This is a genomic window from Gammaproteobacteria bacterium, from assembly GCA_022340215.1.
GTDB lineage: Bacteria > Pseudomonadota > Gammaproteobacteria > JAJDOJ01 > JAJDOJ01 > JAJDOJ01.
In genome coordinates, this window is record JAJDOJ010000014.1 from 1 (window position 1) to 21368 (window position 21368).

Consider the following 21368-nt stretch of genomic DNA (forward strand, 5'->3'; position numbering starts at 1 on the left):
TCGATAAAGAACATTCGCACGCTGGCCCGACCACCTGAGCGGTGGCGGGGTTACTCCGACCAGTCGCGAGTTTTTTCGCGCGCCACGGCATGTGGCGGACACGGTCAGGAATTCCGGCGGTCCCGCTGTCCTGGGGCTTGACGCCCTTTAGACCGGTGACTTTGCGCCTCAAACCTTTCGGTAAGAGCTGCCTTTATCAGAACTCGTTACTATCGAGGGCTTTCACCCCCGGGATCGATCCGTCTCGCTACCCGTCGGTTGCGGGCTTTGTCGCTCGTCGTTCGACCCTGGAGATCAGTGTATTGAGACACGCATCACATTTCGCCAGTCTCGGGACCAATCGGTCGTGTGCACCCGACCAGGCGGACCAGCGGTCAGAAACCGGAAATCAGCGGCAGCGGAAGCCAGTCGGAATTCGACAAGGAGACGCCAAGCCAGTGGATAGGTAACGCCCGACCCCCCAACCTGAAGACGCGCTCGGTCCGGGGAGAGGCGAATCCGGTCGATGCCGTGATCAGGCAACCGGGTAGCCGAACACCACGGTGGGCCGAGCACCGTTTCGGGCAAAGGGTCGGGGAGACAAGCGACCGGTAGGAATTGACCCGTCACCCGTCGGAAAATTCGGCATCATTGTCCCTGCACGGTACGTTGAATCCAGGAATCGACATATCATTCGGTCAACTCAACCTGTCGAACAGGTATATCACCATGAAGATAACGCCCAGAATCTCCCTGCTGTCGCTGCCCATGGCACTGGGTCTGACGCTGGCGGGTTGCGGAGGCGACGACGCTCCCGGCAGCTTGTCGCTAGCGGTAACCGATGCTCCGGTCGCCAGCGCGGACGAGGTCGTCTTCACTTATACGGGCGGCCACATTCACGGCGGTGAAGGCGAAGACATCTCGTTCAAGATCGATCCTCCGCGTCAACTCAACATGCTGGAACTGAGTGACGGCCAATCCGTCGTGATCCTCGACAAACTCGAACTCCCCGCCGGGCACTATCAGTGGATCAGGCTCGAGACCGATCTCGCCCCCGAAGCCGCCTGGATCACAATCGACGGTCAGCGTCATCCCCTGTCCTGCCCCAGCTGCGACAAGAACGGGCTGAAGCTGCATCGCGCCTTCGACGTGGATCCCGGCGGTCACGTGGCCTTTACCGTCGACTGGGAACTGAACAAGGCGATCAGCAAGCCGGTATCGAAGGAAGCCTATACCCTGCGTCCTACCGCCCGTATCGTCGATACGCAGACGGTGGGGGCCATTGCCGGACAGATTGACGGATCGACCATCTCCGGCCTCGGAGGGATTGCCAGCACGGAGAACACCGGATGCGCGGTCTACGTCTACGAGGGAGACGTGATTCCCGACGATGTCTTCATCCCAGACAGCGGTGAGTCGTCCGGACACACAAATCCCGAATCAGTCGCCAGGGTTCGCTACCGGGACGACCTGTTCAGGTACCGCGCCGCGTTTCTCGAGCCGGGCGAATACACCGCGTCGCTCACCTGTAATGCCGCGACGGACGACCCGGTGCTGAACCAGGACGATATCCTGTTCACGGGGACTTCGGTGGTGGCGGTCGAAGCCGCAAAGGTCACGAAAAAGGACTTCTGAACTCGCCGTCGGGTCGCGGGACTCAAAGGCGATCTGCACGGCTGCCACGCGTTGCCAGAGCCAGAAAATAAAGGGCTCCTTCAGGGCGCACACGCTCTGCTCCTGGTTCCTATAATCTGCGGCCCGCGTAACCTCACGAACAGGAACATTACCGTGCCCGGACGAAGTCGCGGGCACCATTTTCCGACGAACCGTTTCATACGCCGGGCCGGTTTCTCGAATGCAGGACACTGAGTGGGTCGGGCGAATTACCAGGAAAGTGCTAGATTCAGAACAGTCCGGCCCGTTTCATCGAGAACCGGCAACTGCTCGGTGTGTTCGACGAGTCGGGACCCGGCCGTTTGCGATTGCCGCGAACACCGCTGAACAGCGGGTTCGACCCGACAACCTACCACGACGGATCCCCAAAAAGTCCATGACTTTTCCCGCTCCCGAAACCGCTTCGCAGCTGGACGCGCCCGTAGTGATCCAGCGCATCATCGATCAGATCGAGCGGGTCATACTTGGCAAGACCCACCAGATCCGTCTCGCCCTGACCTGCCTGCTGGCCCGAGGACACCTGCTCATCGAAGACGTACCCGGTGTGGGCAAGACCATGCTGTCCCACGCCATCGCGCAGGTCCTGGGGCTACAGTTTCAGCGCATCCAGTTCACCAGCGACATGCTGCCGGCGGACGTTCTCGGTGTGTCGGTCTACGAAAGGGCCACGGGGCTGTTCACGTTTCACCCCGGTCCCGTGTTCTCCCAACTGATCCTCGCCGACGAGATCAATCGCGCCTCGCCGAAGACCCAGAGCGCCCTGCTCGAGGCCATGGAGGAGGAGCAGATCACCATAGAAGGAGAGACGCGCAGGCTGCCGGCACCGTTTTTCGTGATCGCGACCCAGAATCCGTCCTATCAGATCGGAACCTTTCCGCTGCCCGAATCGCAACTGGACCGTTTTCTGATGCGAATCGCACTGGGATACCCGGACGGCCGGGCGGAGCGTAATCTGCTGAAAGGCCGCGACCGGCGGGAAATCCTGCAGGAACTCGAGCCCGGTCTCGACCCTGAAGATCTCGAGGTACTCCAGGCGATGGTGGCGACGATCCACGTCTCCGACCCCTTGCTGGACTACGTACAGGCCATCCTGGAGTACACGCGGCGCGGGGACACCTTCCGGGGTGGACTCTCGCCGCGTGCCGGGGTTGCCCTGCTTCGGAGCGCGCGTACCTGGTCGTTGCTGGAGGGTCGGGACTTCGTCTCGCCGGAAGACGTGCAGCACGTTCTCCCGCACGTAGCCCGACACCGGCTCGTTTCGCTAGAGCAATCCGCAGGGGAAGGGGCCGTCGATCCCCTTGCGGTCATGCTCGACGAGATCCCGATTCCCTGAGACCTCGACGGGTCGCCCCGATATCACGGACGACACGGATCCGCACCCGGCCGACACCCGTAGCATGAAATGATCCGCCCGGCACTGCCGTCTTTCACACCGAAGATGAGTGAGCGATTCGCCGACTGGGTGATGCGGCGCCACGAGGTCGCGCACCGGGAAATCGTCCTGCACCGCCGGCGCATCTACATCGTTCCCACGCGATTCGGCTTCTATTACGCCGCGATGCTGGCGGTCCTGCTTGCCAGCGCCATGAACTACAACAACAGCATGGTCTTCGGCCTCACTTTCTTGCTGGCCGGACTGGGCACCAATGCCATGTGGTACGCGCATCGGAACCTGCTCAACGTCCGTGTGGAGTACCTTGGCGCGCATCCGGTGTTCGCCGGCGAGGAAGCGCGTTTCCGATTCAGGTTGCACAATCCATCCCGCTTGCCACGTGTCGGGCTTACGATGCGCTGGCGGGACCTTCCAGGTTCCACGACCTACCTGCCCCCTTCGGGAGTGGACGACGTCTCCGTACCCGTCTCCGCACCGTTTCGCGGGCGTCTGCGGCCCGATCGATTCTTACTCTTCACCCGCTTCCCCTTCGGGCTGTTCCACGCTTGGAGCTGGCTCGAGTTCGACATGACCACACTCGTCTATCCCGCGCCGTCCGCCCAGGCCCCTCCCCCCGCCGCCCTGAGATCGACCGGGAAGCCCGACGGGGGAGCATCCGGTCCGGGTCAGGAAGACTTCTCCGGGCTTAGGGAATACCGCGTCGGCGACTCGATGCGGCGCGTGGCCTGGAAGACATTGGCGCGCCGGGAAGCCCCCCTGGTGAAGCAATACGACGGGGCCGGGGCCCCGGAGGTCTGGCTGACATGGGAGGATCTGCAGGCCCTCGATACCGAGACGCGTCTTTCCCGATTGTGCCGCATGGTGCTGCAGGCCGAGGAAGAACACCTGCGTTACGGGCTGCGGCTGCCAACGGGCATCGTGGACCCGGGCGCCGGTGAACTGCACAAACGGGCCTGTCTCGAGGCGCTCGCCCTTTACCGCGGGGACAAGGGTGCCGATGCCCCGGGAGCGGCGCGTCGATGAACGATACGAGGGAACGGATCGGGGTGCGTATCCATTGGGTTGCCGCGATTGCGGCGCTCGGCGCCCTGCTGCTCGCACCGCACATGAAGGTCTGGATCACCACACTGGCGCTTGGTGCGATCGCCCTGCGGGTCGCCTCGAGGACTGCCAGCCCCACGCTCCTGGGCCGTATCCTGACCTGGTCGCTCATGGTCGTCGGTACCGGCGGCATCCTGTTCGAGCACCACACGCTGCTGGGCCGGGGCCCTGGCGTCTCGCTGCTCGTCGTTCTGCTCGGGCTGAAGACACTGGAGACCTTCACGTTCCGGGACGCCTTCATCGTCATCATGATGGGTTACATGACGGTAGGCGCCGCCTTTCTATTCGAACAGGATCTCCTGTACGTCATTCCCGGCGCCGCGGTGGCGGTGGCCGTTACCATCGTTTTCCTGCGACTGGGCGATACGTCCGCAGCGCTCAGTCTGCGCGAACAATCGAGCTATGCCCTGCGTCTGCTCGCCCTTTCCGTTCCTCTGGCCCTGCTGCTGTTCGTGCTGTTCCCCCGAATCTCCGGCCCGATGTGGTCCCTGGGCGACGCTGCCGCGTCCGGTGTCAGCGGGCTCAGCGACACCATGTCACCGGGACGCATCAGCCAACTCATCCTGTCCAACGAGCCGGCGTTCCGCGCCTCGTTCGAGGGCTCGCCTCCGCCCCGGGAACTGCGCTACTGGCGGGGACCCGTACTCAGCCGTTACGACGGCAGAACATGGCATCCCAGTTGGTGGGCGTCCATCCCCCGGCACGAACCGCTAGCGGGCAGCGGCAGGCTGTCCTACGACATCCTGCTCGAACCCCACCACAAGCAATGGCTGCTGGCCCTGGACATTCCCGATCGCGCCCCGCCGGGGGCGATAGAGACGCAGACCTTTCAGCTCCTGTCCATCAAGCCTGTGACCGAGCGGATGCGATATTCCGCAGAGTCCCTGCTCGACACGGAAACCGACCCGCAGCTGCCGCAACGCCGCCGCCGTCTGAACCTCGCGCTGCCACCAGGTGTGGCCCCGCGCGCTGCCGCCCTAGTCTCTTCCTGGCGCGAACAGTACCCGACGGCGCGGGGGATCGTGGCCGCCGCGCTACGACATTTCCGCGAAGAACCGTTCACCTACACCCTCACCCCGCCGGCGCTCAGCGGGGATCCCGTAGACGATTTTCTCTTTTCGACCCGCCGCGGATTCTGCGAGCACTTCTCCTCCAGCTTCACCGTACTGATGCGGCTCGCGGGCATCCCCGCGCGCGTCGTGACAGGTTATCAGGGGGGTGAATGGAACCCGATCGGCAACTATATCGAGGTTCGCCAGTCCGACGCACACGCCTGGTCGGAGGTCTGGTTGGAAGGCAGTGGCTGGGAGCGGATCGATCCCACCGCAGCGGTCTCGCCGGAGCGCGTCGAACTCGGGATCGGAAGTACCACATCGCTGGCTTCCGACCTCCCATTTCTGTTCAGGGCCAGGTATGGTGCCGGAATACTCAACCGGTTGCGGCAGGGCTGGGACACCATCAACTACCAGTGGCAGAACTGGATCGTCGCATACGGACCGGATCGACAGATGGCGATGCTGGAGAAGCTGGGATTCGACAATCCGGGCTGGAGGGAACTGGCCTGGCTGATGGCGCTCGGGATGGCGCTGCTAGCCACATTGCTGACGCTGTTTCACTTCTGGCGCATTCGCGCGGTTGAACCGGTACCGCTGAAACGGGTCTACGTGCGCCTCGTCCGCAAGCTGACCACGGCGGGTATGCCGCCCGGGTCTTCGGAGGGAGCGCTGGATTTCGGCGAGAGAATCGCATCTGCGAACCCCGGGATCGCTGCGGATCTCCGTGGCATCACGGAGCGGTACACGGCAATGCGTTACGGGTCGGCGTACAGCGAGGAAAACCTGAAGGACCTGCGTCAGCGCGTGCGTCGATTCGATCCGAACGCCCGATAACGCAGGGACCGACGATCAACCGGTCCTGCTCAGGCCGCAGGGCGTTTGAACAGCACCTGCTGATGTCTTCTGTGCATCTGATCCTGACGCAGCGCGACCTCCCTGACCTCCGGACGGTTCGCGAACATGGCCAGTGTAATTCCGTCAAGAAACTCGTACAGTTGCTTGCTCAAATCGTCCCACAGATCGTGCGTCAGGCAGCGCTCTCCGTGCTGACAATCCTCGTTGCCACGGCAACGCTTTACGTCAACCTCTTCGTCCACCGCCGAGATGACCTGAGCGATGGTGATCTGATCGGAGGGACTGGCGAGCCGATATCCGCCGCCTGGACCGCGCACCCCTTCGACGAGCCCGCACTTGCGCAGCTTGGCGAAGAGCTGTTCGAGGTAAGAGAGAGAAATCCCCTGACACAATGATATCTCGGCCAGGGTGACCGGCTTGTCCTGCTCGTGGATCGCCAGGTCCATCATCGCGGTGACCGCATATCGGCCTTTCGTTGACAATCGCATCGCTTGGTAATCTCCAGAATTGGGGCGCATAATTCCTTAGCGCATTACTAGGTTTTTATACGCAACCCGGACCCGTTCGTCAAGACCGGAAAATTCCGCACCAACAAGACGTCCAACTAATTAATAGTTTATAAACAGATAGATAATTAATATTTCTTACGGCGATAGTTATATATTGAGAATCTTTGACCAATCCTTATCCGAGCCTGTGCGAATCACCTGTTGACCTGATGCACCGCCCTGGGCAGGGGTCAAACCGGGGCCGCGGACGGTTCTGAGGAGGACGAGAGGCGCCCTGCCTCAAGCGGAAAACCATAGCCATGATATAGGCAATACCCCAGCCACTTGTAGAGAAATTGGTTCCACCGCCAGCGGAACACCAACTGCGAATCCGCGCTCCGGTATAGCCGGCTCGCCCCGCTGCGGCCTGCGCGGGATTGAACGTCGAGCACCTCTGCCTGTCGTGCATCGTGATAGACGCGAATCCTGAGATTCGGTTTGGGACTGAACCCGACGCGGTCCCCCTGCAGATAGCTGGTCAGGATCACTGTATGGGTATACCTTGTCCGCTCGACGATCCGCAGGTGCAGGTCGAGGGCGCCTTCCACCGCGGAGACAGCGTGGTTAGTGATCTTGTCGAGACCCGGGCAGAGCCGCCGGAAACGGATATAGTTGGCCTCATACAGCTCCATCAGACCCGTGAAACTGCGCGGCTCCGGCATCTGAAGGAAGGCCGCGGGTGCGAGCACCTGCATGTCGTTGTAATTCCCCCTATATCGCGTGACGTAGATCTGGACGAGGTGTTGCATTTGCCGAGACCATCATAACCAAAAACGCCGGGGTGAGGCCAAACCTGGGACGCCCTGCGGTCCGACCGGCACGCACCGCCGATGCTCCCATGTCATCGAGAATCACCTAACCCGGCGTCGAGCGGCGAATCGGCGACTGGACCTTCTGGCAGTACATGGGGCGACTCTGCGTCGGCGAACACCCCCTGCTCCAGTGCGACGAAGGCAGTCCGTTTCGCCCCGCGTGGGAGTTCGGCACTTCCTGGCGAGACATCGACCGCGACGAATTCAACGCGCAGCGCCTGTCCCTGACGGCGGCGGGGGAACAGGTGCTCTGCGGGAACCTGGACTGGTGCCGATTGCAGCCGGCGGACCGTTGGCTCGGGGGGTTCATCTCAGCCGGAAGACGGCATCCTGGCGATGGGACGAGCACCGCAAGCGGCTTGAACGGGTTGATGAGGTCTCGTGATATGGGAACCCCCTGCCCGGGGAGACCCGGAACACGCCGGATGTCTACCTGGCACACGTCCAACACCGGAAAACGTTGCAGATGGACAGCGCTGCCCCCGATTCTGGGGAACGATGGGGTTGATCTTCGGTCCCGCGGCGGTCATCGCGCTTGCCCTGCAGGGCAAGCGCACCGGAGCCGACAGTCAGTAGGGTCGCTTGCGGAGTCGCATCCTGAAAAAGATCTTGGAAAGCAGCCGTTCCAGCAGCATGAATACGGCCACCAGCAAGACGATCTGTCCAGCCGACAAATCCATGGAAGTGCGCAGGGCAAGCAGCGGGAGAAGCGCTTCGGGAACCTGATCGAGCCCGAATGCCATTCCGCTCGGCGGGATACTCAGGCGCCGTTTCGTGAAACTCGAGCACAGGTCACCCATCATCGCGGCGGCTGACACGATCAGGCCGGTTTGCGCACCCGACCCGATGCCTTCCGCCACCAGTGTGGTGACCAGGACCGAGCCAAGCAGTCCCCGCCAGGTTTTCGAAGCGCCGAGAAGCGGCTTCCCGTCGAGAAACCGTGCTCCCCCATCCACGGGGTACCCGAACCGACCTCTGAACAGATTTTCCAGAATGACCGGCGCCCCGTTCGCGACCAGGAGCAGTACCAGTACGCCACCCAGGTTGTAGTAGTCCATAGGATTCCCTTTCCCTTCACCATCATCCCTGCCGTCTAACCTCGTCTGCCGACCGGGTCTACCCGGATCCGAAATGGATCACAGTCCCCTTTCGTGCCAACTTGACGGGCACACCCCGAAAAGTCTGGACCGGACGTCGAAGCCCGTACAAGCCAAGTGTACAATTCGCAAGGGCCGGGCGCATGCGCCCCGCTGACCGCAGTCCGGGGCACCGGTCTGCCACCGGCATCCGGAAACGCCAACCACGGACAGCACCGACACATGACCCACCTCTCGGAGGACTCTGCCCTGTATCGGGCGCTGGCTGCGCGTCTTTCCCCTCCCCATCTTGGGCAGAGGCTGGGCATCGAGTCCGACAACGAGGCCAGAATCTTTGGACAGGGGATAAACTTCTTTCACATCGAGAACTGGTACTCGATCCACTCACTGATGCGGGGTTCGCTTCGCGTGCTGGGACTGCACGGCAGGGGACGCCGGAATGCGCTTGATCTGGCGACCCGGCGAAACGAAGTTCACATGGGCGATCTGCCGCCCGCATTCGACGGCTTTGCCCTGCTACAGATCAGTGACCCGCATCTGGACATGAACCCCGATATCCCGAATGCACTGATCGAGAGGGTTTACGACCTGGACTACGACCTCTGCGTGCTGACGGGTGACTTCCGGGCCAAGACCTACGGGGACTGGAAGCCTGCCCTGGATGCCATGGACAGGGTACGGGCACACCTCAGGCAACCGGTGTACGCGATCCTTGGCAATCACGACACGATCCGGATGGTGCCAGGATTCGAGGAGATGGGGATCCGCATGCTGCTCAACGAAAACGTCAGGATCGAGCGGGACGGGGCCTCGTTGTTCGTTGCCGGTATCGACGATCCGCACTACTACCGCTCTGACAACCTGGAAAAGGCCTCGCTGGACATCCCGCAGGACGCCGCTTCCGTGCTGCTGGCTCACTCACCGGAGATCTACCGGCACGCGGCGCACTCGGGTTTCAGTCTGATGCTCTGCGGGCATACGCATGGCGGGCAGATCTGCCTCCCCGGCGGATACCCGCTGACCTGCAACGCGAGGTGCCCGCGAGCGCTCTGCGCCGGGCCTTGGCGGTACCACGAAATGCAGGGCTATACGTCCAGGGGATCGGGGGTCTCGGTCGTCGACGTACGCTTCAACTGTCCCCCTGAGATCACCCTGCACACGCTCCGGTGCGCGCAGGTGTGACCGACATCTCGAGGCAACGGAGAGGAAGCCGCTCGGGAACAGCCTCCCGAACCGCCATTCGGAGCCGATGACCGGAGAACCGGCGCCTGGGAGGACGCCCGGGCGGGAAACCATTGGTCGGGGCGAGAGGATTTGAACCTCCGACCACCGCAACCCCATTGCGGTGCGCTACCAGGCTGCGCTACGCCCCGAAAGACGCGAAAGAATACTGAAATCGGACGGACTTGAAAAGGGCCGAACGTCCTCCGCTCATGCCGGGGCCGGAAGGACCGTCCGCCCGCCCCGTGCCAACGGGCAGCCCCGTGAGGGGTCAACGCCTCAGTAGATCGAGCAGGTCCTCGAGTTCCGTGCGGGTCTGCCGGATGATCTGCTGGCTCTGCAGATTGTCGTCCTTGGCCGATTGTCCGACCAGTTTCTGTCGGGCGCCGCCGATCGTATAACCCTGCTCGTAGAGCAGGCTGCGGATCTGCCGGATGAGGATGACGTCGTGGCGTTGATAGTATCTGCGGTTGCCTCGACGTTTGACCGGTTTGAGCGTGGGGAATTCCTGTTCCCAGTAACGAAGTACGTGTGGCTTGACGCCGCACAGATCGCTGACTTCGCCGATCGTAAAGTAGCGCTTGCCTGGAATGGCCGGCAATTCACTGTTATTCGCTGCCTCCAACATAAGCCTCTACCCTCGCCTTGAGCTTCTGACCTGGCCGAAACGTCACAACACGGCGGGCGGTGATCGAGATCTCCTCACCCGTCTTCGGGTTCCGCCCGGGTCTTTCGTTTTTCTTGCGCAGGGAGAAATTACCGAAACCCGACAGCTTCACATTCCCTCCCTGCTCCAGTGCACTTCGAATCTCCTCGAAAAACACCTCGACCAGTTCCTTGGCCTCCCTCTTGTTCAGGCCCAGTTCCTCGTACAGATTTTCAGCGATGTCCGCTTTTGTCAGTGCCATGCTATTCCCTGAGTGAAGCACCCAGCTCCCGGGCCAGCCCGGCAACGATTCCGGAAACGATACTCTCCACTTTCCTGTCATTAAGAGTGCGCGATAAATCCTGTAAAATCAAGCCCAAAGCGAGACTTTTTCGACCTTCCGGTATACCTACTCCCGCATAGACGTCGAACAGGATGACGTCCCTCAGCTGGGGAATGTCACGCCCTGCGATGACGTCCAGCACACGAGCGGCGGGCACCGGCTGGTCAACGACCACCGCGATGTCGCGTCGAATCGCGGGGAACTTCGACAACGGCGCGAACGACGGAATCCGGCCCCGCCGCAGCATCTCCAGCGGCAGCTCAAAGAGGTAGACCCTCTGATCCAGTCCCAGCCGGGCCTGCAGCGTGGGATGCAGCGCCCCGATTCTTCCCGCCTCAGTCCCGTTCACGGTAATACCTGCGGACTGACCGGGATGCAGCGCGGGATCCTCGATCGGCGCAAAAACCGCATCGACATCGTGGCCGGACAGCGCAAGCAGGGCCTCAACGTCTGACTTGACGTCGAAGAAATCGGCCTCCCGCGGCGCCACACCCCATTGTTCACGCAACACGGCGCCGGTGACCGCGCCCGCGATTGACGGGATCTGCTGCAAGCCATCGGACGCATTGACGAACCTCAGTCCGGTCTCGAAGAACTTCAGCCTGCCCTGCTGGCGGTTGAGATTGTGTCTGACCGCACGCAGCATCCCCGACCACAGCGAACCCCGCATCACCGCCAGATCAGCTGAAAGCGGATTCGCAAGCGCCATCGGGGAATGCTCGGGATTCAGCAGTCTTTCGGTTTCCTCATCGACGAAACTGTAGGTAATCACCTCCTGATAGCCGCGATCCACCAGCGATTTGCGGATCTCCGGCATCGAGACCTCGGACTCGTTCCGCTGTTGGATCACCGGCCTGAACTGCTGCGTCGTGTTCGGGATCCTGTCGTAGCCATAAACCCTCCCGATCTCCTCGATCAGGTCCGCCTCGATTGACAGGTCGAAGCGGTAGCTCGGCGGGGTCACGCGCCAGCCTTCCGCTTCCCTGACGCACCCGCATCCCAGCGCAGTCAGCGTCCTCTCCACCTCTCCGACCCCCGGGTTCGCACCGAGGATTCTCTCGATGCGCGCCTCGCGCAGCAGGATCTCCCCTCTCACCGGCAGCCCATCCTCGGACACGACCTCCAGCACCGGTCCCGGTTCACCACCGGCGATCTCCAGCAGCAGCGCGCTCGCCCGCTCGATCGCGAGGACCTGAAGATCGGCATCGACCCCCCGTTCGAACCGGTGAGAGGACTCGGTACGCAGTCCGTATCTGCGAGCCTGCCCGGCGATCGCCTGCGGCGAAAAGTGGGCGCTTTCCAGAAAGATGTCCCGCGTACGGCCGTGGACCGCGCTGCCTTCCCCACCCATGATGCCCGCCATCGCGAGCGCGCCTTCGCCGTCGGCGATCACCAAGGTGTCGGCGTCCAGCGTGACCGTCTGTCCGTCGAGCAAGGTCAGTTTCTCGCCGCCGTCAGCCTGCCGGACCACGATCTCCCCGGACAGCCGGTCCAGGTCGAAGGCATGCATCGGTTGCCCGAGTTCCAGCATGACAAAATTGGTCACATCGACAACCGGCCCCAACGAGCGGATACCGCCTCGCCGCAGTTTCTCCTGCATCCAGATCGGTGTCTGGGCGCTGGCGTCGATATTGCGGATGACCCGACCGGCGTAGCGGGGACATGCCGACGGGGTCTCCACCCGCACCGGAAAGGTATCGTCGAACCGGGGCGCCACCGGCGGCACGTCGAGTCCCCGATTCGCGGCGGCGGTCAGTGCCGAGACCTCTCTGGCCAGCCCCGCCATGCACAGACAATCGGCCCGATTGGGGGTGAGGTCGATCTCGAAAACGGTATCGTCCAGAGACAGAAAGTCCCGCAGGGAATCACCCACGGGGGCGTCGGCCGGCAGGTCCCAGAGGCCGTCGGACGAATCGGCCAGCCCCAGCTCGCTCGCCGAACAGAGCATCCCGAAGGACTCCACGCCCCGCAGCTTCGCCTTCTTGATCGTCATGCCCCCTGGGAGGGTGGCCCCGACCCGGGCGAAAGGGGCCCGCATGCCTTTGTAGACATTGCTCGCCCCGCAGACCACCTGCAGTTCCTCGCCGCTACCGTCGACCACACGGCACACGCGCAATCGATCGGCCTGTGGATGCGCAGCAACCCCGGTGACTTCCCCGACAACCACACCGGAGAACTCGGGCGCCGCCGCGGACATGCCGTCCAGTTCCAGTCCAGACATGGTCAGCCGGTGACCGAGCGTCTCGGCTTCGATGTCCGGATCGACCCATTCCCTCAACCAGGCTTCGCTGAATTTCATTCGGGTGACTGTGTTTGCATGCTTCTATTGCCGGCAGCCGGGACCACGGCAGTATGTCGACCACCCCCTGCGGCATCCGGTTTCAACGGCCCGGACCGGGTGAGGAGGCTCGCGATGTACCTCTGATAATTTCTTATAAACTATTCTTATCTAATTGAATAATTTTAGGAATCTCATGTCATTCTCGAAAAAAAGCCGAAGATCGTTGACGCCGTAACGCAGCATCGCCAGGCGTTCCACACCCATGCCGAAGGCGTAGCCGTTGTAGCGTTCGCTATCGATACCGACGTGCTCGAAGACCCTGGGATGGACCATGCCGCAACCCATGATCTCCAGCCAGCCGGAACGGCTGCACACCCGGCATCCCGAGCCACCACAGATGACGCATTGGATATCGACCTCGGCGGAGGGCTCCGTGAAGGGAAAATAGGATGGCCTGAAACGGGTCGCCAGGTCGTCCTGCTCGAAAAACGCGCGCAGGAACTGGTCGACGACACCCTTGAGATCGGAGAACGCGACCGTCTCGTCGACCAGGAGACCCTCGACCTGGTGGAACATGGGGCTGTGGGTGAGGTCCGAGTCGCAGCGGTATACCCGTCCCGGTGCAACGATACGGATCGGCGGCCTGGAGGACATGTCCTCCATCACCCTGATCTGCACGGGCGAGGTGTGCGTGCGCAACAGGTGGCGATGGTCAAAGTAAAAGGTGTCGTGCATCGCCCGTGCGGGATGGTGCTCGGGGATGTTCAGCGCCTCGAAATTGTGATAGTCATCCTCGATCTCCGGGCCCTCGCGAACCTCGAACCCGATCTGGGCGAACAGGTCCTCGATACGCTGCAACGTTCGCGTGACCGGGTGCGTTCCCCCCGCCGCGATTCCCCGCCCTGGCAAGGTCACGTCAACGGTCTCCGTGCCAAGCTCCGCCTCGACCGCCAGCGCGTTCAGATGCTCGCGACGCTCCGCGATGGCCTCCTGCACCAGGCGCTTCGCGTCGTTGATCGCCTGGCCGGCACGTGGCCGATCGGCGGCGGAAAGCTTTCCCAGGGACTTCAGCAGGGCCGTCAGGGAACCTTTCTTGCCAAGATAACCGACGCGCAACGACTCGAGACCCGCGACATCGGCGCAGTCCCGTATCTCGCTGAGCGCCTCTTTCAGAAGGTTGTCCAGTTCCTGCACGGTCAAGATCCGAAATCAAAAAGGGGAAAGGCGGTAACCTTTCCCCGAATCCTCATACAGCCGCTCCAAGGACCCCGCGCCGAAGGCGCGGAGAGCGGCATCAAGCCGCGTGCGCCGCCTTTGCCTTCTCGGCGATCTTGCCGAAGGCCTCGATGTCGTTGACTGCGATGTCGGCGAGTACCTTGCGGTCGATTTCCACGGAGGCCTTGTTCAGACCGTCAATCAGGCGGCTGTAGGACAGACCGAACTGCCGCGCGGCCGCGTTGATCCTGACGATCCACAAGGCGCGGAACTGCCGTTTGCGTTGCCTGCGGTCGCGGTAGGCGTACTGGCCGGCCTTCGTGACGGCCTGCTTGGCAACCCGAAAGACCTTGCTGCGCGCCCCATAATAGCCTTTGGCCTTTCCGAGCACCTTCTTGTGGCGCGCGTGGGCGGTAACGCCACGTTTTACTCTGGACATGGTCGTCTCCGTCCTTCCTAGTTGTTCGGCAGCATACGACGCACCGCCGGGACATCGGCGGCGGCCACCGTCGCGGCGGCGCGCAGATGGCGCTTACGCTTGGTGCTCTTCTTGGTCAGAATATGATTCAGGTGCGACTGCTTGCAGCGGTATCTCCCGCTTGCGGTCCGCTTGAACCGCTTGGCCGCACCACGATTGGTCTTCAACTTTGGCATCGCCAATACTCCAACAAAATTCAGTTCAACCGGAAACCGGTCTATTTCGTTAACCTACTTTCTCGGTCCCAGCACCATCACCATCTGCCGTCCCTCCATCTTGGGACGCTGTTCGACGGCGCCGACCTCAGAAAGATCCTGCTCGATCCGGTCCAGAAGGTCCGAACCGCGTCCCTGATGCGCCATCTCGCGACCGCGGAACCGGATCGTGACCTTGGCCTTGTCGCCATCGCTCAGGAAACCGATGAGCTTGCGCACCTTGACCTTGTAGTCCCCCTCGTCGGTACCGGGCCGAAACTTGATCTCCTTAAGGTGGATCTGTTTCTGTTTTTTCTTGGCTGCCTGCGCCTTCTTGTTCTGCTCGAACTTGAACTTACCGTAGTCCATCACCCGGCACACGGGCGGCTTGGCTGTCGGCACGATCTCGACGAGATCCAGATCCGCTTCCTCGGCGGACCTGAGAGCATCAAAAATGGATACGACGCCCTTGTTCTCCCCGTCGGCGTCAATCAACCGGACTTCGCGTTCCTGAATGTCCCGATTGAGTCGGTGCTCCTTTGCTGCGCTGATTTTCAATCCTCCAAAGCAGAATGGCCGCGTGACGCGATCTCTCCGGCGAATTTCCGGGAAAGGTCCTCGATGGACATGTCGCCCAGATCTTCACCGGACCGCGTGCGTACGGCCACCGTTCCGGTTTCTACCTCGCGGTCCCCGACGATCAACAGATAGGGCACCCGCTGCAAGGTTTGCTCGCGAATCTTAAAGCCAATCTTCTCATTTCTCAAGTCGGAAACCACCCTGAAACCCTGTCCTGTCAGGGTCTCTCGAACCGATTCGGCATATTCGGCCTGGCGGTCGGTGATATTCATGATCACCGCCTGGGTCGGTGCGATCCACAAGGGCAGCAATCCGGCGTTGTGCTCGATCAGGATACCGATAAATCGCTCCATGGAGCCCAGGATGGCGCGATGAATCATCACGGGTACCTGTCGGGAACCGTCCTCGGCGACGTACTGCGCCCCCAGGCGTCCTGGCATGGAAAAATCGACCTGTATCGTGCCGCACTGCCACTCGCGCCCGATGCTGTCGAGCAGCGTGAACTCGATCTTGGGCCCGTAGAATGCCCCCTCGCCCGGCTGCAGCTTGTACCCCAGCCCCCGGTTTTCGAGTGTCCGCGCCAACCCCTCCTCGGCCTTGTCCCAGAGCGAATCCTCACCAACCCGCTGCTCGGGACGCGTGGACAGGGCGAGCTTCACGTCCCTGAACCCGAAGTCCTTGTAGACGCGGAAGGTGAGGTCGATCAGGTCACCGACCTCCTGTTCGAGCTGCTCCTCCGTGCAGAAGATGTGGGCGTCGTCCTGAACGAACCGGCGCGCCCGCATCAGGCCGTGCAGGGTGCCGGAGGGTTCGTTGCGATGCACCGTGCCGAACTCGGCCAACCTGAGCGGCAGGTCGCGGTAGCTGCGCAGCCCCTGGTTGAAGATCTGCACATGGCCCGGACAGTTCATGGGCTTGATCGCGTATTCCCGATTCTCCGAATGGGTCGCGAAGATCATGTCGGCGAACTTGTCCCAGTGGCCCGACTTCTCCCACAGCGAACGGTCCAGTACCTCAGGGGTCTGGACCTCCTCGTACCCTGCCCCGGCGAGGACATCGCGAATGTATCCCTCGACCAGCCGGTAGAGGGTCCATCCGCGTTGGTGCCAGAAGACCATGCCGGGGGCTTCTTCCTGGAAATGGAACAATCCCATCGCCCTGCCCAGTCGGCGGTGGTCCCGTTTCTCCGCCTCTTCCAGCCGATGCAGATAGGCCTTGAGCTGCTTCTTGTCGGGCCAGGCGGTACCGTAGATACGCTGCAGCATCTCGTTGCGCGAATCGCCCCGCCAGTATGCGCCGGCCAGCTTGGTCAGCTTGAACGCCCCGAGCTTGCCGGTGGAAGGAACATGCGGTCCGCGGCAGAGATCGATGAAATCACCCTGCCGGTAAAGTGAGATAACCTCACCCTGCGGAATGTCCTCGATGATCTCGGCCTTGTACGCCTCGCCCATGCCGCGGAAGAAATCGACCGCCTCCTCGCGGGGCATCTCCGTCCTCTCGACCCGGATATCCTCTCCGGACAGCGCCTTCATGCGCGCCTCGATCTTCTCCAGATCTTCCGGTGTAAACGGCCGCTCGAAGGCGAAATCATAGTAGAAGCCGTTGTCGATCACCGGCCCGATGGTCACCTGTGCCTCGGGAAACAGTTGCTTGACCGCCTGGGCCAGCAGATGCGCGGTGGAGTGACGGATCACCTCGACACCCGCCTCGTCCCTTGGCGTGACGATACTGATCTCCGCGTCCTGCGACACGACATGTGAGGTATCGACCAGCCGACCGTTCACCGTACCGGCGAGCGCGACCTTCGCCAGGCCAGGCCCGATACCTGCGGCGATCTCCTGAATAGAAACGGCTTGTTCGAACTGACGGCGGCTGCCGTCGGGAAGTGTGATTTCCGGCATGGCGGTTCTCCAGTGGTGACCCATACGAGAGGCCACTTGGCGCAATTTTCAGTTTAGACGTTCAGCGGGTACGATCGGTTCCCCGCGTGAACCGGCGAATGCGGTTGAATTCGAACCGCTCCGCCATCTCAATTGCCCTAGCGGTACTCCTGATTACCCTGCGACATCCGGGAACCGATACGACCGAGGGGGCGACGATCCCGTATCCGCGAAACATTAGCATAAGCGCGGACTCGTCCAGGATTCAACCGCAACCCATGCAAAACGGAACCGACGGGCGTTGAGCCTGCGGTGTTCCTGGACGCTATCGTCTTTATTATAACGAAGGTGACAAAGGCGAATGCGCCTGCCGGATCCCGGGGCTCGATTCGTCAACCTCACCGAACCGTAAGATTGTATGAAGGAGATTGGTAGGCGCGATTGGATTCGAACCAACGACCCCCACCATGTCAAGGTGGTGCTCTAACCAACTGAGCTACGCGCCTGTCGAAGCGCGGCGAAAGGTACCACAGGTTTCGCGGACCAGACAACAATCAATTGTGCGGAGCAGCACCGGATTCCATCTCCCTCAGCCGTGCCACCTCGTCCCGCAGGCGCGCCGCCTCCTCGAATTCCAGGTTCCGCGCGTGTTCGTACATGTCTTTTTCGAGACCCGCGATCCGCTTCTCCAGGTCCCTGACCGAATAGCGCGATGACTCGATGGTCTGCTCCGCCACCCTGGCGTAGCGGTCCGCCGAGGCGGCAGTGCTGCCGGCATAGGCCCCCTCCATGATGTCGGCCACCTTCTTCTCAACGCCTTTCGGGGTAATCCCATGCGTCCTGTTGTGCGCCAGTTGCCTTTCGCGACGCCGATCGGTTTCACCGATGGCGCGTTTCATCGAGTCGGTCACGGTGTCGGCATACATGATCACCTTGCCGCGCAGGTTGCGCGCCGCCCGGCCGGTCGTCTGGATCAGCGAGCGTTCGGACCTCAGGAACCCCTCCTTGTCCGCGTCCAGTATGGCAACCAGGGAAACCTCGGGGATGTCCAGCCCTTCGCGCAGCAGGTTGATGCCGACCAGGACATCGAACCTGCCAAGGCGCAAGTCGCGGATGATCTCCACGCGCTCCACCGTGTCGATATCGGAGTGCAGATAACGGACGCGGACACCATGCTCGGCCAGGTAATCTGTCAGGTCTTCGGCCATGCGCTTGGTCAGGGTCGTGACCAGAACCCGGTCTCCTTCCGCGGCGCGCTCGGTCGCCTCGGAGAACACGTCGTCGACCTGCGTCTCGACCGGGCGGATCTCTATTTCCGGATCGACCAGCCCGGTGGGCCGTACGACCTGCTCGACCACCTGTCCGCTATGTTCCAGCTCGTAAGCGCCGGGGGTCGCCGAGACGAAGATGGTCTGCGGAATGATCGCCTCGAACTCATCGAAACGCAGCGGCCGGTTGTCCAGCGCCGAGGGCAGCCGGAAACCGAACTCCACCAGCGTCGTCTTGCGGGAGCGGTCGCCCTTGTACATGCCGCCGAACTGCGGGACCGACACGTGGCTCTCGTCGATCACCAGCAATGCGTCGCGCGGCAGATAGTCGACGAAACACGGTGGCGGCTCACCCGGCGCGCGCCCGGAGAGGTAGCGCGAGTAGTTCTCTATACCCGGGCAGTAACCCAGCTCGTGGATCATCTCGATGTCGAACAGGGTGCGCTGCTCCAGGCGCTGCGCCTCGACCAGGCGGTTCTCCGCGCGCAGGTGCCCGAGGCGTTCGCCGAGCTCCACCTTGATCTCCTCGATCGCATCCAGCAGGGTCTCCCGGGGCGTCACATAGTGGGTCTTGGGATAGATCGTGACGCGCGGCGCCCGCCGCAGCACCTCCCCGGTGAGCGGGTCGAAGAGACTGATCTGCTCGATCTCCTCATCGAACAGCTCGACACGCACCGCCTCGCGCTCGGCCTCGGCCGGGTGGATGTCGATGATCTCGCCGCGCACCCGGAACGTCCCGCGCGCGAAATTCATGTCGTTGCGGCTGTACTGCAGCTCGGCCAGTCGCCGCAGCAGTTCGCGCTGATCGATCCGCTCTCCCCGGTCGAGGTGGATCACCATGTTCAGGTAGGCCCGCGGATCCCCGAGTCCGTAGATGGCCGAGACGGTCGCCACGATGATCGCGTCCCGACGCTCGAGCAGCGCCTTGGTCGCCGAGAGCCGCATCTGCTCGATGTGATCGTTGATCGACGCGTCCTTTTCGATATAGGTATCACTCGCGGGCACGTACGCCTCGGGCTGATAGTAGTCATAGTAGGAGACGAAATACTCTACGGTGTTTTGCGGAAAAAACTCCTTCATCTCGCCGTAGAGCTGCGCGGCCAACGTCTTGTTCGGTGCCATGATGAGCGTCGGACGCTGTACGCGCTGAATGACGTTGGCGATGGTGAAGGTCTTCCCCGAGCCGGTCACGCCGAGCAGTGTCTGGAAGGCGAGACCCGACTCGATACCCGCCACCAGTCCGTCGATGGCCTCGGGCTGATCGCCCGCCGGGGCATAGGCGGTTTTCAGTTCAAAGTGCATGGCGTCGGAATCGTCAACTCGCTCGGAATTCAAGGTATACCCGTCGCGGACAGGTTTTCACGAGAAAGTGTGTGTCATATTCGTTGCGTGGCAAGGCGCGATGACGCGTGAGCCGCTCTATTGCAAGGAATCGCAACGCCGCCACGGGACGAAGAGGGCGCGCAATTACCGGGGAAACCTGTCTGTGACGGGTATATGATACGACGCAATCGCGATCGAATATTGGGGGTTCCTTACATTGAACATCAGGCTGTCCACACGCGTACAACGGGTCAAACCCTCCCCAACCCTCGCCGTCACCGCGCTCGCCAATCAGTTGAAGGCCGAGGGGCGGGACGTCATCGGTCTCGGCGCCGGAGAACCGGATTTCGATACGCCCGGGCACATCAAGGAAGCGGCCATCGAGGCGATCCGGGCCGGCATGACGAAGTACACGGCGGTGGATGGCACCCCGGCGCTGAAGCAGGCGATCGCAAGGAAATTCGAGCGGGACAACGGGCTGCGATACGATCCGAAAGAGATCCTCGTGTCCTGTGGCGGAAAGCAGAGTTTCTACAACCTCTGCCAGTCTCTGCTCGATCGCGGTGACGAGGTGGTGATCCCGGCGCCCTACTGGGTCTCGTATCCCGACATGGTGCTGCTGGCCGACGGAGAACCGATCATCGTATCCGCCGGACAGGACCAGGGCTTCAAGCTGCTCCCCGACCAACTGCGCGCAGCGATCACCCCCAAGACGCGCCTGTTCGTGATCAACAGCCCCTCGAACCCCACGGGCGTGGCATACAGCCTGGAAGCGCTTCGGGCGATCGGTGAGGTGCTGCTGGAATACCCGGATGTCCTGATCGCGACCGACGACATGTACGAACACATCGTGTTCCCGGGCAGGGAGTTCGCGAACATCCTCAATGCCTGCCCGGAACTTTACGCCAGGACGGTCGTGCTGAACGGTGTCTCCAAGGCCTATTCCATGACCGGCTGGCGCATCGGCTATGCCGGGGGTCCCGCAGCACTGATCGCCGCGATGAAAAAGGTGCAATCCCAAAGCACTTCGAATCCGGCCTCGATCTCCCAGGCCGCCGCCGTGGCGGCGCTGGACGGCGATCAGGGCTGTGTCGCGGAAATGCTGTCGGCGTTCGAGACGCGTCATGCCTTCGTACACGAACAACTCAACGCCATCCCCGGCATCGCCTGCCTGCCCTCGGACGGCACCTTCTACAGTTTCCCCAACGTACAGGCCGCGATCGATCGAATGGACGGGATCGACGACGATGTCGGGTTCTCCGAGGCGCTGCTGGACAAGGTGGGGGTCGCGCTGGTACCCGGTTCGGCCTTCGGCGCACCGGGACACGTCAGGATCTCCTTCGCCACGAGCATGGAAAATCTGACCGAAGCGATCTCCCGGATTTCTTCCTTCGTCGGCCCGTGAAAGCGTTGACCCTCGTCCGGA

Annotated in this window: 18 protein-coding genes, 2 tRNA genes and 1 riboswitch; of the genes, 6 read left to right on the top strand and 14 right to left on the bottom strand. The window is 62.1% G+C overall.

Features of this window, described 5'->3' with window-relative positions; all coding sequences use genetic code 11:
* Positions 1-112 precede the first annotated feature (112 nt).
* Positions 113-202, bottom strand: a riboswitch (cyclic di-GMP riboswitch).
* Positions 203-708: 506 nt separating this feature from the next.
* From LJE91_00920 to LJE91_00935, 4 genes are all read left to right on the top strand, one after another.
* The gene (locus tag LJE91_00920) at positions 709-1614 is read left to right on the top strand and encodes a DUF4382 domain-containing protein (protein MCG6867323.1); all 906 of its coding nucleotides are present in this window, start codon (positions 709-711) and stop codon (positions 1612-1614) included.
* 415 nt (positions 1615-2029) lie between these two features.
* Complete coding sequence (locus tag LJE91_00925; protein ID MCG6867324.1) at positions 2030-2986, top strand: MoxR family ATPase; 957 nt, start codon at positions 2030-2032, stop codon at positions 2984-2986.
* 105 nt (positions 2987-3091) lie between these two features.
* On the top strand, positions 3092-4069 hold the full coding sequence (locus LJE91_00930) for a DUF58 domain-containing protein (GenBank protein ID MCG6867325.1): 978 nt from the start codon (positions 3092-3094) through the stop codon (positions 4067-4069).
* A complete protein-coding gene (locus LJE91_00935) occupies positions 4066-6036 on the top strand; it encodes a DUF3488 and transglutaminase-like domain-containing protein (GenBank protein ID MCG6867326.1) in 1971 nt (656 codons plus the stop codon). The genes LJE91_00930 and LJE91_00935 overlap by 4 nt, the downstream gene beginning before the upstream one ends.
* A gap of 29 nt (positions 6037-6065) precedes the next feature.
* Here the strand turns inward: LJE91_00935 and LJE91_00940 are convergent, their stop codons facing one another.
* From LJE91_00940 to LJE91_00950, 3 genes are all read right to left on the bottom strand, one after another.
* On the bottom strand, positions 6066-6545 hold the full coding sequence (locus tag LJE91_00940) for an Rrf2 family transcriptional regulator (GenBank protein ID MCG6867327.1): 480 nt from the start codon (positions 6543-6545) through the stop codon (positions 6066-6068).
* A 251-nt stretch (positions 6546-6796) separates the two neighbouring features.
* Entirely contained in the window at positions 6797-7300 is a 504-nt protein-coding gene (locus tag LJE91_00945) for a DUF1249 domain-containing protein (protein ID MCG6867328.1), read from the bottom strand.
* Positions 7301-7986: 686 nt separating this feature from the next.
* Complete coding sequence (locus tag LJE91_00950) at positions 7987-8475, bottom strand: CDP-archaeol synthase (protein MCG6867329.1); 489 nt, start codon at positions 8473-8475, stop codon at positions 7987-7989.
* A 261-nt stretch (positions 8476-8736) separates the two neighbouring features.
* On the opposite strand from LJE91_00950, the gene LJE91_00955 reads away from it, so the two are divergent.
* A complete protein-coding gene (locus LJE91_00955) occupies positions 8737-9696 on the top strand; it encodes a metallophosphoesterase family protein (protein MCG6867330.1) in 960 nt (319 codons plus the stop codon).
* A gap of 114 nt (positions 9697-9810) precedes the next feature.
* Here the strand turns inward: LJE91_00955 and LJE91_00960 are convergent.
* The 11 genes from LJE91_00960 to uvrB form a co-directional block, all read right to left on the bottom strand.
* Positions 9811-9887, bottom strand: a tRNA-Pro gene (locus LJE91_00960).
* A 119-nt stretch (positions 9888-10006) separates the two neighbouring features.
* Entirely contained in the window at positions 10007-10363 is a 357-nt protein-coding gene (locus LJE91_00965) for a MerR family transcriptional regulator (GenBank protein MCG6867331.1), read from the bottom strand.
* Complete coding sequence (gene ihfA / locus LJE91_00970; GenBank protein MCG6867332.1) at positions 10344-10643, bottom strand: integration host factor subunit alpha; 300 nt, start codon at positions 10641-10643, stop codon at positions 10344-10346. The genes LJE91_00965 and ihfA overlap by 20 nt, the downstream gene beginning before the upstream one ends.
* 1 nt (position 10644) lies before the next feature.
* Positions 10645-13023 (bottom strand): phenylalanine--tRNA ligase subunit beta, encoded by a 2379-nt coding sequence (gene pheT / locus LJE91_00975; protein MCG6867333.1) that lies wholly within the window; start codon positions 13021-13023, stop codon positions 10645-10647.
* A 150-nt stretch (positions 13024-13173) separates the two neighbouring features.
* Positions 13174-14199 carry a phenylalanine--tRNA ligase subunit alpha gene (gene pheS / locus LJE91_00980; protein ID MCG6867334.1) on the bottom strand — a complete coding sequence of 342 codons (1026 nt, stop codon included), beginning with the start codon at positions 14197-14199 and terminating at the stop codon, positions 13174-13176.
* 100 nt (positions 14200-14299) lie between these two features.
* Complete coding sequence (gene rplT / locus LJE91_00985) at positions 14300-14659, bottom strand: 50S ribosomal protein L20 (GenBank protein MCG6867335.1); 360 nt, start codon at positions 14657-14659, stop codon at positions 14300-14302.
* Positions 14660-14676: 17 nt separating this feature from the next.
* Complete coding sequence (rpmI, locus tag LJE91_00990) at positions 14677-14874, bottom strand: 50S ribosomal protein L35 (GenBank protein ID MCG6867336.1); 198 nt, start codon at positions 14872-14874, stop codon at positions 14677-14679.
* 54 nt (positions 14875-14928) lie between these two features.
* Positions 14929-15444 (bottom strand): translation initiation factor IF-3, encoded by a 516-nt coding sequence (infC, locus tag LJE91_00995; GenBank protein MCG6867337.1) that lies wholly within the window; start codon positions 15442-15444, stop codon positions 14929-14931.
* 2 nt (positions 15445-15446) lie between these two features.
* Positions 15447-17372: a threonine--tRNA ligase gene (thrS, locus tag LJE91_01000; GenBank protein ID MCG6867338.1), complete on the bottom strand. Its 1926-nt coding sequence runs from the start codon at positions 17370-17372 to the stop codon at positions 15447-15449.
* 408 nt (positions 17373-17780) lie between these two features.
* Positions 17781-17857: transfer RNA gene (locus tag LJE91_01005), tRNA-Val, on the bottom strand.
* Positions 17858-17905: 48 nt separating this feature from the next.
* Entirely contained in the window at positions 17906-19921 is a 2016-nt protein-coding gene (uvrB, locus tag LJE91_01010) for an excinuclease ABC subunit UvrB (protein ID MCG6867339.1), read from the bottom strand.
* 244 nt (positions 19922-20165) lie between these two features.
* On the opposite strand from uvrB, the gene LJE91_01015 reads away from it, so the two are divergent.
* Positions 20166-21347: a pyridoxal phosphate-dependent aminotransferase gene (locus LJE91_01015; protein MCG6867340.1), complete on the top strand. Its 1182-nt coding sequence runs from the start codon at positions 20166-20168 to the stop codon at positions 21345-21347.
* Positions 21348-21368 lie beyond the last annotated feature (21 nt).